Source organism: Nocardia africana NBRC 100379 (genome assembly GCF_001612635.1).
In the GTDB taxonomy this organism is placed as follows: Bacteria; Actinomycetota; Actinomycetes; order Mycobacteriales; family Mycobacteriaceae; genus Nocardia; species Nocardia africana.
This window is the reverse complement of sequence record NZ_BDAV01000005.1, coordinates 394,804-407,796: the sequence shown is the minus strand read 5'-3', so window position 1 is coordinate 407,796 and position 12,993 is coordinate 394,804. Positions and strand designations below refer to the sequence as shown.

Annotated in this window: 12 protein-coding genes; 8 read left to right on the top strand and 4 right to left on the bottom strand. The window is 69.4% G+C overall.

All coding sequences use genetic code 11. The features are described 5' to 3' along the window. Positions 1 to 64: 64 nt before the first annotated feature. From NA3_RS07120 to NA3_RS07105, 4 genes are read left to right on the top strand one after another with little or no spacing between them, the layout of a single operon-like run. Positions 65 to 1,207: a 3-ketosteroid-9-alpha-monooxygenase, oxygenase component gene (locus NA3_RS07120; protein ID WP_062962944.1), complete on the top strand. Its 1,143-nt coding sequence runs from the start codon at positions 65 to 67 to the stop codon at positions 1,205 to 1,207. Positions 1,208 to 1,218: 11 nt separating this feature from the next. Further along, on the top strand, positions 1,219 to 1,458 hold the full coding sequence (locus NA3_RS07115) for a hypothetical protein (RefSeq protein WP_062962695.1): 240 nt from the start codon (positions 1,219 to 1,221) through the stop codon (positions 1,456 to 1,458). A gap of 53 nt (positions 1,459 to 1,511) precedes the next feature. Continuing rightward, entirely contained in the window at positions 1,512 to 2,663 is a 1,152-nt protein-coding gene (locus NA3_RS07110) for a ferredoxin--NADP reductase (protein ID WP_084491296.1), read from the top strand. Between the two features lie 28 nt (positions 2,664 to 2,691). After that, positions 2,692 to 3,570: a VOC family protein gene (locus NA3_RS07105; protein WP_062962694.1), complete on the top strand. Its 879-nt coding sequence runs from the start codon at positions 2,692 to 2,694 to the stop codon at positions 3,568 to 3,570. 59 nt (positions 3,571 to 3,629) lie between these two features. Here NA3_RS07105 and NA3_RS07100 read toward each other — a convergent pair whose 3' ends face one another. Then, positions 3,630 to 5,324: a nitroreductase family deazaflavin-dependent oxidoreductase gene (locus tag NA3_RS07100; protein WP_062962693.1), complete on the bottom strand. Its 1,695-nt coding sequence runs from the start codon at positions 5,322 to 5,324 to the stop codon at positions 3,630 to 3,632. Between the two features lie 129 nt (positions 5,325 to 5,453). Here NA3_RS07100 and NA3_RS07095 point away from each other — a divergent pair, with 129 nt between their 5' ends. Continuing rightward, positions 5,454 to 6,017, top strand: coding sequence for a TetR/AcrR family transcriptional regulator (locus tag NA3_RS07095; protein WP_062962692.1), 564 nt, complete (start codon positions 5,454 to 5,456; stop codon positions 6,015 to 6,017). Positions 6,018 to 6,046: 29 nt separating this feature from the next. On the opposite strand, the gene NA3_RS07090 is transcribed toward NA3_RS07095, so the two are convergent. The 3 genes from NA3_RS07090 to NA3_RS07080 all read right to left on the bottom strand — a co-directional run bounded on the left by NA3_RS07090 (position 6,047) and on the right by NA3_RS07080 (position 9,085). Further along, on the bottom strand, positions 6,047 to 6,901 hold the full coding sequence (locus tag NA3_RS07090) for a ribokinase (RefSeq protein WP_062962691.1): 855 nt from the start codon (positions 6,899 to 6,901) through the stop codon (positions 6,047 to 6,049). 50 nt (positions 6,902 to 6,951) lie between these two features. Next, complete coding sequence (locus NA3_RS07085; protein ID WP_062962690.1) at positions 6,952 to 7,410, bottom strand: SRPBCC family protein; 459 nt, start codon at positions 7,408 to 7,410, stop codon at positions 6,952 to 6,954. A gap of 82 nt (positions 7,411 to 7,492) precedes the next feature. Then, the gene (locus tag NA3_RS07080) at positions 7,493 to 9,085 is read right to left on the bottom strand and encodes an MFS transporter (RefSeq protein WP_062962942.1); all 1,593 of its coding nucleotides are present in this window, start codon (positions 9,083 to 9,085) and stop codon (positions 7,493 to 7,495) included. A 91-nt stretch (positions 9,086 to 9,176) separates the two neighbouring features. Between NA3_RS07080 and NA3_RS07075 the strand changes: the two genes are divergently transcribed. The 3 genes from NA3_RS07075 (at position 9,177) to NA3_RS07065 (ending at position 12,991) form a co-directional block, all read left to right on the top strand. Further along, entirely contained in the window at positions 9,177 to 10,445 is a 1,269-nt protein-coding gene (locus NA3_RS07075; protein ID WP_062962689.1) for a glutamate-5-semialdehyde dehydrogenase, read from the top strand. Between the two features lie 158 nt (positions 10,446 to 10,603). Then, positions 10,604 to 11,497, top strand: coding sequence for an AAA family ATPase (locus NA3_RS07070; RefSeq protein ID WP_128145391.1), 894 nt, complete (start codon positions 10,604 to 10,606; stop codon positions 11,495 to 11,497). 48 nt (positions 11,498 to 11,545) lie between these two features. After that, entirely contained in the window at positions 11,546 to 12,991 is a 1,446-nt protein-coding gene (locus NA3_RS07065; RefSeq protein ID WP_062962941.1) for a vWA domain-containing protein, read from the top strand. The last annotated feature ends 2 nt before the right edge of the window (positions 12,992 to 12,993 follow it).

Genomic DNA, 12,993 nt, shown 5'->3' with positions numbered 1-12,993 from the left:
TTCGGCCGGCGGGCAGTCGAGGCCGATCGCACACGAGGCCGATCGCAATCGAGACGGAGGAATCATGAACAGCGACAGCGAAGTGCGGGTCATCGACGCCGGCGCACCGCCCACCCGGTTCGCCCGCGGCTGGCATTGCCTGGGCCTGGCGGACTCCTTCCGCGACGGCAAGCCGCACACCGTCGCCGCATTCGGCACCGAACTGGTCGTCTTCGCCGGTGAGGACGGCACGCTCAACGTCCTCAACGCCTACTGCCCGCATATGGGCGGCAATCTCGCCGACGGAACCGTCAAGGGCGATTCGCTCGCCTGCCCCTTCCACGACTGGCGGTGGAACGGCAAGGGCAAATGCACCGGAATCCCCTACGCGCGCCGGGTGCCTCCGCTGGCGCGCACCAAGGCGTGGCCGACCCTGGAGCAGAACAAGCAGCTGTTCGTCTGGAACGATCCGGAGGGCAAGCAGCCGCCCGCCGACGTCACCATCCCGCGCATCGACGCCGCCTTCGACGACGAGTGGACCGACTGGACCTGGAACTCGATGATCGTCGAGGCCAACTGCCGCGAAGTGGTCGACAACGTGGTCGACATGGCGCACTTCTTCTACGTGCACTACGGCTTCCCGACATTCTTCAAGAACGTGTTCGAGGGCCACATCGCCAGCCAGTACATGACCTCCATCTCGCGTGAGGACATGATGGGCGAAACCGCGAAGGCATTGGGCGGCAAGAACACTCTGCACTCGGAGGCGTCCTACTACGGGCCCTCCTACATGATCGACTACCTGCGCAGCGACAGCGCGGATCTCTCGGTCGAGGGCTACCTGATCAACTGCCACTACCCGATCACCGAGAACCGGTTCGTCCTGCAGTACGGGGCGATCGCGAAGAAGCCGCAGGGTGTCTCGCCGGAGCGGGCCGAGCAGATCGCGGCGGCCTTCGTCGGCGGCCTCGGCAAGGGGTTCGAACAGGATGCGGCGATCTGGAAGCGCAAGTCGCGCATCAACAATCCGCTGCTGTGCGAGGAGGACGGGCCGGTCTATCAGCTGCGTCGCTGGTACGAGCAGTTCTACACCGACGTCGCCGACATCTCCGAGGAGATGACCGCGCGCTTCGAATTCGAGGTCGACACCACCCGCGCGGTCACCGCCTGGGAGGCCGAGGTCGCCGAGAACCTCGCCAAGCGGGCCGAACAGGCCGTGGCGGGCTGAGAGTCATCGCGATGGACGAGGTTTCGTGCCGATCCTGCGGAACGTGTGTGCTGGTGGAGAAGTTCAGCCCGCAGCATACGAGCGTGCAGTGGAGCCGGTCGGCGATGCGCGCGTGCACCGAACTGTCGGGGCCGGGCACGCACACCTGCGCCGCTCTGCGCGAGAGCATCGACGCGGCGGTGCGGTCGGGGCGGGTGAGCGTGAGTACCCGCGACGTCGATGTGCGCACCCGCGGCCGGACGGTGGCATGACGGCGGGGCAGGAAGCTGGATGAACGGCACAGAAATGGATGTGGTGGTGCTCGATGGATACCGCGATCGAACTCGGCGTGCGTGAGCCGCGCAGTGCGCGCGAGGAGGCCGGCCCGCGCGTCTCGGCAACCGGCGGCGAATCCGCGGACGACGTCGTGGCAGCCGCCGGGTCGCCGGCCGATCCGGTTACCGTCGAGATCGTCCGGGTGGTGCGCGAGACCGCGGACGCCGTGTCGCTCGAGTTGGTTCCGCCGCCGGAACACGTGCAGCGGTTCGACTATCGGCCCGGACAGTTCCTCACCCTGCGCATCCCCAGCGAACTGACCGGTTCGGTGAGCCGGTGCTACTCGCTGTCGAGCGCACCACACGAGGATGGGCCGCTGAAGGTCACCGTCAAACGAACGGCGGCCGGCTATGCGTCGAACTGGTTGTGCGACAACGCCGTCGCCGGTGACGCCCTGCGGGTGCTGCCGCCCGCCGGACTGTTCACCCCGGCCTCTCTGGACGCCGATCTGCTGCTGTTCGCCGGCGGCAGCGGCATCACCCCGGTGCTGTCGATCCTGAAATCGATACTCGCGCAGGGCAGCGGCCACTGCACCCTCGTGTACGCCAATCGCGACGAAGCGTCGGTCATCTTCGCCGCGGAACTCGCCGAACTCGCTGCGGCGCATCCGGATCGGCTGCAGGTGCTGCACTGGCTGGAATCGGTGCAGGGCCTGCCGAGCGTGCCGCAACTGTCCGCGCTGGTGCGGCACTGGGCCGACCGCGAGACATTCGTCTGCGGGCCGGGGCCGTTCATGGATGCCGTCGGCGCCGCGATGGCCGCGCACGGCGCCGACCGGCGGCGCGTGCACATGGAGAAGTTCGTCTCCCTCACCGGCAATCCGTTCGAGGCCGCGACTCCGGTGACCGACGACGCCGACCTCGCCGACTCGGCGCACGTCGAGGTCGAGCTGGACGGCGAGAATCACCGGATGGCGTGGCCGCGACGCCAGGTCCTGTTGGACACCTTGCTGGCCGCGGGCCTCGAGGCGCCGTATTCGTGCCGCGAGGGCGCATGCAGCGCCTGCGTGTGCCGGGTGGTATCCGGCGAGGTGTCCATGCGCCGCAACGAGGTCCTCGAGGAGGAGGATCTCGCCGAGGGCTATGTGCTGGCCTGTCAGGCGGTACCGGTCACCGACGACGTTTCGATCAGTTATTCCTGAACCACCCGACCCCTTGCAAGGAGTGAAAATGGCCGCCGTCAGCTCGCTCGGATATGTCCGGGCGCGAATCGCCGATGTCGCCGCGTGGCGTGAATTCGCCTTCGACACCATCGGATTCGCCGAAGGGTCGGGCCCGAATCCGGAGTCGGTGTATCTGCGCACCGACGAGCACACCTACCGTCTGGAGCTGGTTCCGGGCGATCGCGACGAGGTGATCGCCGTCGGCTGGCAGGTCGCCGACCGACGCTCGCTGACGCTGGTGCGCGAGACCCTCGCCGCGGCCGGTGTCGAGGTCACCGAGCTGACTGTCGCCGAAGCCGCCGCGCGCCACGTCGAGGAGGCGATCAGTTTCACCGATCCGGCCGGATTCACCATCGAGGTCTTCCACGGACCGCTGCTCGATCACAGCCCGGTGGTCGGCAAGTACGGGAACCGTTTCGTCGCCGGCGATCTCGGTCTCGGCCACGTCGTGCTGCCGGTGCCCGATATCGAGGCCGCGCGGCAGTTCTACACCGAGGTCCTGGACTTCGCCTCGCGCGGTTCGTTCCGGGTGGGTCCCCCCGAACATCCGATCTGGATCCGCTTCATGGGTGTCAATCCCCGCCACCACAGCCTGGCGCTGATTCCCGGCGGCCGGGGCGACGGTCCGGGGATCGTGCACGTGATGGTCGAGGTCGACGCGCTCGACGATGTCGGCCGGGCCCTCGACCGGGTGACCAAGGCGGGCTACCACCTGTCCTCGACGCTCGGTCGCCACACCAACGACAAGATGATCTCCTTCTACGTCCGCACCCCAGGTGGCTGGGACCTCGAATTCGGTTGCGAGGGAATGCTCGTGGGCGAGGACTACGTCGCGGAGGAGATGACGGCCGACAGCTACTGGGGCCACGAATGGGCGCGCGGCTGAACGGCCGTCACCACCGCTCGGCGGCCGGCACGCGGTAACGCGCGCCGGCCACAGGGTTCCTACCTGTCTGTGAAGGTGACCCGCACCGAGATCGGATCGGTTTGCAGGGCGGCGAATCCGGCGGCGGTCAGCGGTGCGAGCGCCGGGTGCTGAGCGAAGGCGCGGGCCCGGGCGACCACATCGTCGTCGGGGCGCAACTCGGCCGTGGCCGCGCGCCAGATTCCGTTGTGCCGCAGGCGTACCGAGGGATCGGCGCGCACATTGTTGCCCCAGCCCGACCGCATGCCGTGCTGACAGATGATCCACGCACCGTCGTCGTCGAACAGCACCGAGACCGGAACTCGCCGTGGCTGACCGGATTTGCGGCCGATGGTCTCCAGTTCGGTCGCGAAGGTGGACCGCACACCGATCCGGTCCAGCGCGGCGAATCCAGGGTTGACCAGGTAGCGGCCGACGGCGCGTTCGATCCGGAACTTCGTCGACTTCCGGTCGGTACTACCGGCTGTCGCGCGCGTGGATCGGAAAGCGTCGAGGCCGTTGCGGCGCAACATGGTTATCGCGGTCGACCACGGTGACCTGGCCGGATCCGGATCCAGCCCGGCGCCGAGGCGATGCAGCTGATCGGTGTGCCATTGCAGATCCAGGGCACCGTCGACGGCGCGCAGCATGCCACTGCGAGCGACACGCCCGCGCAGGCCCAGCGAAATCGACGGCGGCCGGAGAACCTCCGTGCCGCCGGTGAGCAGGTCGGCGGCAGCGGCCGGGTACACCGTGGTGGGGCGGCCGAGCCCGACCACATCGCAGGCGCCGGAGCCCGTCGCATCGGCCATCGCCGTCCGGCTGCGGAAGCCTCCGGTGACCGCCAGCGGCACCGTGGCCGCGATCTGCCGCACCGTCTCCGCGTACTCCAGGAAGTAGGCCTCCCGCGCTCGGGTACTCGCCGCCACGCTGTCGGCGCGGCCCATCATCGCCGGGGATTCGTAACTGCCGCCGCTGATTTCGATCAGATCGAGCGGAAGCCCGGCCAAGAGCCGAACCACCGCCCGCGATTCCTCCTCGGTGAAACCGCCGCGCTGGAAATCCGCCGAATTCAGCTTGACCGCCACCGCGAAGCCCGGCTGAACCGCCGCGCGAATCGCGCCGACCACCTCGAGCAGAAAGCGCGCCCGGCGCCGCTCGTCACCGCCCCAGTCGTCGGTGCGCCGATTGGCCAGCGGCGACAGGAACTGCGACACCAGGTAGCCGTGGGCGCCGTGGATCTGCACCCCGTCGAAGCCGGCCGACTCCGCGATCCGCGCCGCGTCGGCGAAGCGCCGGATCAGCTCGTGGATGTAGGCCTCGGTGAGCGCGCGCGGTGTGGGCAGGCCGGGCACTCCCGACGCGACTGCCGAGGGCGCCACCGGTCGCTGCCGGGTGGCCAGCGGATTGGCTTGGCGGCCGGGATGATTCAGCTGCATCCAGATCGGGGTGCCGCCGTCCTTGGCGGCCTTCGCCCAGCGCGTCAGCGCGGCGAGATCGCGATCGTCGTCGACGACGACGTTGCCCGGCTCACCGAGCTGGGTGCGATCGATCATCACGTTGCCGGTGACGATCAGGCCGTAGCCGCCCGCCCCCCAGCGGCGATACAACCGGACCAGCCGGTCGTCGGGAGCATGGGCCGCGGTGCCGAGCCCCTCACTGAGCGCCGATTTCATGATCCGGTTGGGGAGCACCTGGCCGCAGGGCAGGGGAAGTGGGTCGTGCAGTCCGGTCATGCCTATCCTCCAGGGCGCGGATCGGAAATGAGGTATACCGATCGGTATAGTCGGCACAGTAGTACACCGATCGGTCTAGAGCAACGGTAGGCTGGACCGTGCAGGGTGCACGAGGAAAGGGGTCGCATCATGGGAGCCCGCGACCGGCTCATCGACAGCGCCGTGGATCTGATGCGCAGCAACGGTGTGGCAGGCACCGGTATCGCGCAGTTGCTCGACCACAGCGGCATCTCTCGCCGCTCGGTGTACCTCAACTTTCCCGGTGGTAAATCGGAACTGATCGCGGAGGCGACCCGCGCGGCCGGCGCCGCCTACAGCGCGCTGCTGCGCACGATCACCACGGGGGCCGACGTGGCGTCGTGCGTCGGCGCCTTTCCGGCGCTCTGGCGCGACAAGCTGGCTTCGAGCGACTTCACCGCCGGGTGCCCGATCGTCGCGGCCGCGCTGGGGCGCTCGGAGGCGCCCGACGCGGCCGACGCCGCCGGTGCGACCTTCACCGAATGGGAGACCATTCTCGCCGAACGCCTCGAAACCGAGGACGTCGAGCCCGATCTGGCGATATCGCTGGCCACCACGGTCGTGGCGGCGCTGGAGGGGGCGGTGATCCTGTCCCTGGCGACGCGGTCGATGGCGCCCTTGGAGCGGGTGGGCGCCCAGATGTCGGAACTCATCGCGCGCCACACCGCGAAGTAGTCCGACGCGGGTCTTCTACAGCCCGCGCGCTATTCGGCGAGTGCCCGCTCGATCGCCGCGGCGGTGGGAATGGACGCGGAGGCGCCCACGACGGTGGTGGCCAGGGCGCCGGCGGTGCACGCCCAGGCCAGAGCGGCGGCGGGGCCCTCGTGCCAGTGTGCGGCGAGTGCGCCGGTGAACGTGTCCCCGGCGCCGGTCGTATCGACCACCTCGACCCGCATCCCCGGATGGGTGAGCTCGCCCTCCGGTCCGCGATAACTCGCGCCTGCGCCGCCGCGGGTGGTCAGCACGTGCGGGACCGCCCGCAGTTCCGAATCCAGTTGTGCCGCTTCGCCCTCGTTGACCACCGCGATGTCGACCGCCTCCCACAGCTCCGGTGGCAGTGACCGCGCGGGGGACGGATTGAGCAGAACAAGCGTGCCGCGATCACGGGCGCAGCGGGCGGCGCCGAGCACCGTCTCCACCGGAATTTCCAGCTGGCACAACAGGATATCCGCCTCGGCGACGAGGGCGCGATCGCCGTCGGTGAGTCCCGACAGCTCCGCATTGGCTCCGCCGACCACGATGATCGTATTCTCGCCCGCCTCGTCGACCACAATGGTCGCGGTTCCGCTGGACCCCTCGACGGTGCGCAGCCCGGCGGTCCCGATCTCGTTGTCCTCGAGCACTTTCCGCAGCTCGGCGCCGAAGACGTCGGTTCCGACCGCGCCGACGAAATCGACCGCCGCGCCCGCACGCCGGGCGGCGATCGCCTGATTCGCGCCCTTTCCGCCGGGCACCGTATCGAAGGCGGTGCCGAGGACGGTCTCTCCGGGCCGCGGCCGCCGCGGCGTGCGCGTCACCAGATCCATGTTGATGCTGCCGACCACTGCGATCCGTGCCATGCACGCACCGTAACCCGCCCCGGTGCGGGCGGGCCCGAACGTCGCCGCGGTCAGGCGCGGTCGGCCGCGGTCGCCAGCGCGGCCAGCCGGTCGAGGGACCCGAGAAGTTTGTCGGAGGTCGTCGCCCGGGCCCGGGGCAGCCGGCCCTCGTCGGTCAGCCGCGTCCAGTCGTAGGTGTGGCGCACCCGCGTCCGGCTCTCGTCGACGGGTTCGAGCTCCCACCGCCACAGATGCCCCGGCGGCCGCTGCCCGGATTCCGCGGGCAGCCAGGCGATCCGGCGTCCCTCCTCGAACTCCACGACGTGGTTCTCCCGCACACTCCCGTTGGTGAGTGTCATCGCGAAGACGTCACCCACACTCCGCACGCGCTGCCCGGCCTCCGCCCGGTCGAGATTGTCGTTCCCGTCCCACCGCGGCTGCTGCGCCGGATCGGCGATCAATTCGAAGATGTGCCCGGCCGGCGCGGCGATGTCACGCTCCGCCGACACCACCCTGTCGATATCTGCCATGACACCATCGAATCATTCACCGGCAGCGGCGACAACGCGGCCGCGACTATCGTTCGGACACAGCCCTTTCGGTGTGCGCGTCTTATTCCTGGTCGCCGACCGGGCCGGACGTCGCTTCGGCGTGCCGGGGCTCGAGGGGCGGGCCGGTCACCGGGCAGTTGATCTTGCATTGCGGCGTGGCCTCGGGACTCGCGTCCCGTAGCGCGTCGTCGCGGACAGTGACCACGGTCAGCGCCGCGGCCGCGGCCATGACGATCGCGCAGATGAGCATCGCCTCGCGGAATCCGTGTTCGAACGCGGTGGGGTCGGTGTAGGCGGCGCCGGTGAGTCCGGTGAGCGGCGGGATCGCCGCCACGGCGAGCAATCCGGCCGCTCGGGCGACGGCGTTGTTGACGCCGCTGGCCACCCCCGCGTGCCGTTCGTCGGCCGTCGCCAGCACGGTCGCGGTCAGCGGCGCGACGGCCAGCGTGAGTCCGAGACCGAACACGAGGGCGGCGGGCAGCACATCGCTGACATAGGAGGCGTCAGGGCCGATCCGCATCATCAGCAGCATCCCGGCGGCCGCCAGCAGAACACCCGCGGTGATCGGGATGCGCGGCCCGATGCGTTGCGCCAGATCACCCGAGCGCGCGGAGAACAGCAGCATCAGCACGGTCGAGGGCAGCATCGCGGTTCCGGCCGCGATCGGACTGAAACCGGCCACCACCTGCAGGGTCAGCACCAGCAGGAAGAACACCACACCCATCGCGCCGTACATCACGAAGGTGACGGCGTTGATCGCGCTGAACTGCCGCGAGGCGAAGATCTCGACCGGCAGCATCGGCGGGGGCCCGTGGTGCCCGGGCGCACCGCTTCGCGCCGAGCGCCGCCGCTCGACCACGACGAAGGCCACCCCGGCGAGCACGCCGATCACCGCCGTCGCCACCACGGCCGTCCGGCTGCTCCCGTGTTCGGGGGCCATGGTCAGCGCGTAGGTGATGCCCGCCAGGCACAGTGCCGCGAGGAACGCCCCCAGCACATCGAACCCCTCGTGTGCCGGGCCGCCGGATTCGGGAGCCGGGCGGGTTGTCGCGGAGCCGTCGGGCGCGCCGGAACCGTAGGTCTCCGGCACATGCCGCACCGCGACCAGCACCACCACCGCGGCCAGCGGGATGTTCAGCAGGAACACCCAGCGCCACCCGGCCGCGCCGACCAGCCATCCGCCCAGGAAGGGACCGATCGCGCCGGCGACCCCGCCGAGCCCGGACCACGCGCCCACCGCGCGGGCGCGATCCGATTTCGCAAAAGAGGCCTGGATGATCGCCAGCGAACCGGGAGTGAGCAGCGCGCCGCCCACGCCCTGCAGGGCGCGCGCGGCGATGAGCATCGGAATACCTTGCGCCGCACCGCAGATCGCCGAGGCCAACGCGAACCACACCACGCCGACGACGAAGATCCGCCGACGCCCGAATCGGTCACCCAGTGAGCCGCCGAGCAGAATCAACCCGGCCAGCGTGAGTGTGTACGCGTTGACGGTCCACTGCAGGCCCGCCATGGAGGCGCCGAATTCGTCGCCGATGCGGGGGAGGGCCACATTGACCACGGTCGCGTCCAGCATCGCCATCCCCGAACCCAGCACCGTGGCCAGCAACACCCAACGACCCGAACCCGAGGACAACCGGATGGTGGCGACCATGAGCACACGGTAGCGGTGGGCACCGACGCCGGCGCGCGTTCGGCGGTTATCCGCCGACGGCGTCCGCGGCCCGGTCAGTAGGCTGTTCACCATGACTGCTGGAACTGTCGGCGAAGTGGATACCGTGCGCGAGGCGGTGCACGAGGCGGCGCGGCGGGCTCGGGTGGCGTCGCGGACGCTGGCACAGCTGACGACCGCGCAGAAGGATGCGGCCCTGCACGCCGCCGCCGATGCGCTGCTCGCGGCGAAGGATGCCGTCCTGGCCGCCAATGCCGAAGACATCGCGACCGCGGAGGCGGGCGGAACCGCGGCCTCGCTGCTGGATCGCCTGCGGCTGACCGAACCGCGCATCGACGGCATCGCCTCCGGGTTGCGTCAGGTCGCCGGTCTGCCGGATCCGGTCGGTGAGGTGCTGCGCGGTTCGACGCTGGCCAACGGACTGGAGATCCGGCAGGTGCGTGTGCCGCTGGGCGTGGTCGGCATGGTCTACGAGGCCCGCCCGAACGTCACCGTCGACGCCTTCGGCCTGGCGTTGAAGTCGGGTAACGCGGCCCTGCTGCGCGGCTCGTCCTCGGCGGCGCGATCGAACGCCGCCCTGGTCGAGGTCATGCGGGAAGCCCTTGTGGCCCAGGGTCTTCCGGCCGACGCCGTCCAACTGCTGCCGAGTGAGGATCGCTCGAGCGTCACCCATCTGATCCAGGCCCGCGGCCTGGTGGACGTGGTCATCCCGCGCGGCGGCGCCGGGCTGATCAACGCCGTGGTGCGCGACGCACGGGTCCCGACCATCGAAACCGGCACCGGCAACTGCCACGTCTACGTGCACGCCGCCGCCGATCTCGACATGGCGGAATCGATTCTGCTGAACTCCAAGACCCGCCGGCCCAGTGTCTGCAACACCGCCGAGACGGTGCTCATCGATCGCGCGATCGCCGATACCGCGGTTCCGCGCCTGATCGGCGCGCTGGAACGGGCTCAGGTCACCATCCACGGCGATCTGCCCGGTCTGGTTCCCGCGACGGAGGAGGATTGGGCCGACGAATACCTCTCGCTCGATATCGCGCTGAAGGTCGTCGACGGTCTCGACGCCGCGGTCGACCACATCAACGAGTGGGGCACCGGCCACACCGAGGCCATCGTGACCGCCGATCTGAAGGCGGCCCGCGAGTTCACCGCCCGGGTGGACGCGGCCGCGGTGATGGTCAACGCCTCCACCGCCTTCACCGACGGCGAGCAGTTCGGATTCGGCGCGGAGATCGGCATCTCCACCCAGAAGCTGCATGCCCGCGGTCCGATGGCGCTGCCGGAGCTGACCTCCACCAAGTGGATCGTCTGGGGCGACGGCCAGATTCGGCCGAGCTGACCCCGTCCCCGGCCGTGACCACCGGTGCCGGCCGGGCCTGTGGTCTCGCCGACACCGGAGTATCGAACCCGGCCCACGGGTGTGTACCGTCGTGAGCAGCTGGTCTTTACGGTGCATACCTGCAGTGGGCTGCGCTGTTCCCGAAGGAGGGCCCAACTGTGCAGACGACCGTGCACGAGCCGATTTTCGCCTCGGTCGACGATGTGATCGACCGCCTGGCCACCACCGGCTACCTGGCCGACAAGGCCACCGCCACCTCGGTCTTCCTGGCCGACCGGCTCGGCAAGCCGCTGCTGATCGAGGGACCCGCCGGCGTCGGTAAGACCGAACTGTCGCGCGCGGTCGCCCAGGTCGCCGATGCCGAACTGGTCCGCCTGCAGTGCTACGAGGGGATCGACGAGGCGCGGGCCCTGTACGAGTGGAACCACGCCAAGCAGATTCTGCGCATCCAGTCGGCGACGTCCGGTGGGCCGGATTCGGGCAACGCCTGGGCCGACACCAAAGCTGATGTGTTCAGCGAGGAATTCCTGCTGCAGCGCCCGCTGCTGACCGCTATCCGGCGCACCGACCCGACCGTGCTGCTGATCGACGAGGCGGACAAGGCGGATGTCGAGATCGAGGGCCTGATGTTGGAGGTGCTGAGCGACTTCGCCGTCACCGTCCCGGAACTCGGCACGATCACCGCCACTCGCCGTCCGTTCGTGGTACTCACCTCCAACGCGACCCGCGAGCTGTCGGAGGCGTTGAAGCGCCGCTGCCTCTACCTGCACATCGACTTCCCGGACGAGGAACTCGAGCGCCGCATCCTCGCCAGCCGGGTGCCGGAGCTGAAACCGGCCGTGGCCGCACAGCTGGTCCGCGTGGTGCACGTGCTGCGCGGGATGCAGCTGAAGAAGTTGCCCTCGGTCGCCGAATCCATCGACTGGGCCCGGACGCTGCTGGCGCTGGGACTGAAGGATCTCGACGACAAGACCGTGCGCGCGACGCTCGGCGTGGTGCTCAAACACCAGAGCGACCATCAGCGCGCCCTGGCCGAGCTGAAATTGGCCTGAGCCGTGTCCGGTAAGCGCACCACCCCCCGCGCGCTGGTCTCGGCGGCGCTGCGTGGCGGGTCCGCGTCCGCGGCGCAGGGTGCGCCGCAACCCGGGCAGACCGCGCCGCACGGGCTTTCCGGGCATGTGGTCGGCTTCGTGGAAGCCTTGCGCGCCAGGGGAATTCCGGTCGGCCCGTCGGAAACCGTGGACGCCGGCCGGGTGCTCACCGTGGTCGATCTGATGGATCGCGAGATGCTGCGCGAGGGCCTGGCCTGTGCGCTGCTGCGCCGGCCCACGCAGCGCGCCACCTTCGACGGATTGTTCGAGCTGTGGTTCCCGGCCGCACTGGGGGAACGTGCGGGCGCCGGGGATATCGAGCTGCCGCGGCGCGACGACGGTGAAATCGACCTGTTCGAGTTGCGGCGCATGCTGGCCGAGATGCTGGCCGCCGAGCCGAGCGGGGACCAGACCCGGCAGCTGCAGAATCTGGCCGCGCAGATGGTCGAGCAGATGGGCCAGTACCAGTCGGCGAACGGGCCGTCGTTCTCGGCGTACCAGACGCTGAAAGATGTGCAGCCCGAGGTGCTGATCAGCAAGATCCTCGCGGGATTGGCCGCCGGGCAGAACAATTCGGAGTTCGACACCGAGGTCGCCCGCCGCGCCGCCCGCGAACGGGTCAAGGCGTTTCGCGGCACCGTCGAGGCCGAGACGCGGCGGCGGGTGGCCGAGCGGCTGGGCCGCGAGCGGGTGGCGACCTACGGTGTCCAGCGCCAGGCCGAGGATGCCGACTTCTTGCGGATCTCGGAGAACGAGCTGGCCGAATTGCGCCGCGGTTCGCAGCGATTGGCCCGGGTGCTCGCGTCTCGCCTGGCCGCTCGCCGTCGCCGTTCCCGGCGCGGCGAAATAGATCTGCGCAAGACGTTGCGGAAATCCATGTCCACCGGCGGGGTGCCGATCACGCTGCAAACCCGCAAACCGCGGCCCGGCCGCCCGGATCTGGTACTGCTGTGCGACATCTCGGGATCGGTCGCCGGATTCTCCAGTTTCACCATGCTGCTGGTGGATTCGCTGCGTGAGCAGTTCTCGCGGGTACGGATCTTCGCCTTCGTCGACCAGGTGGACGAGGTGACCCACATCTTCGATCAGGTCACGCCGCTGGATCAGGTCACCCGTCGCATCTTCACCGAGACGAAGGTGGTCGGATTCGAGGGGCATTCGGATTACGGTGCGGCGCTGCGTGGTTTCGCGCAGGACTGGCCCGACGTGGTGACCAGCCGCACCTCACTGCTTATCCTCGGCGACGCCCGCACGAACTATCGCGATCCGGCGCTGAATACGCTGCGGGAACTCGTTCAGGTGGCCAAGCATGCGCACTGGCTGAATCCGGAGGCCGAAAAGATGTGGGGCACTGGCGATTCGGCCGCCAACCGCTACGCCGAGGTCGTCGAGATGCACGAATGCCGGTCGGCGCGCCAGCTGACCGGTGTGGTGAGCAGGCTGCTGCCGGTCTAGCC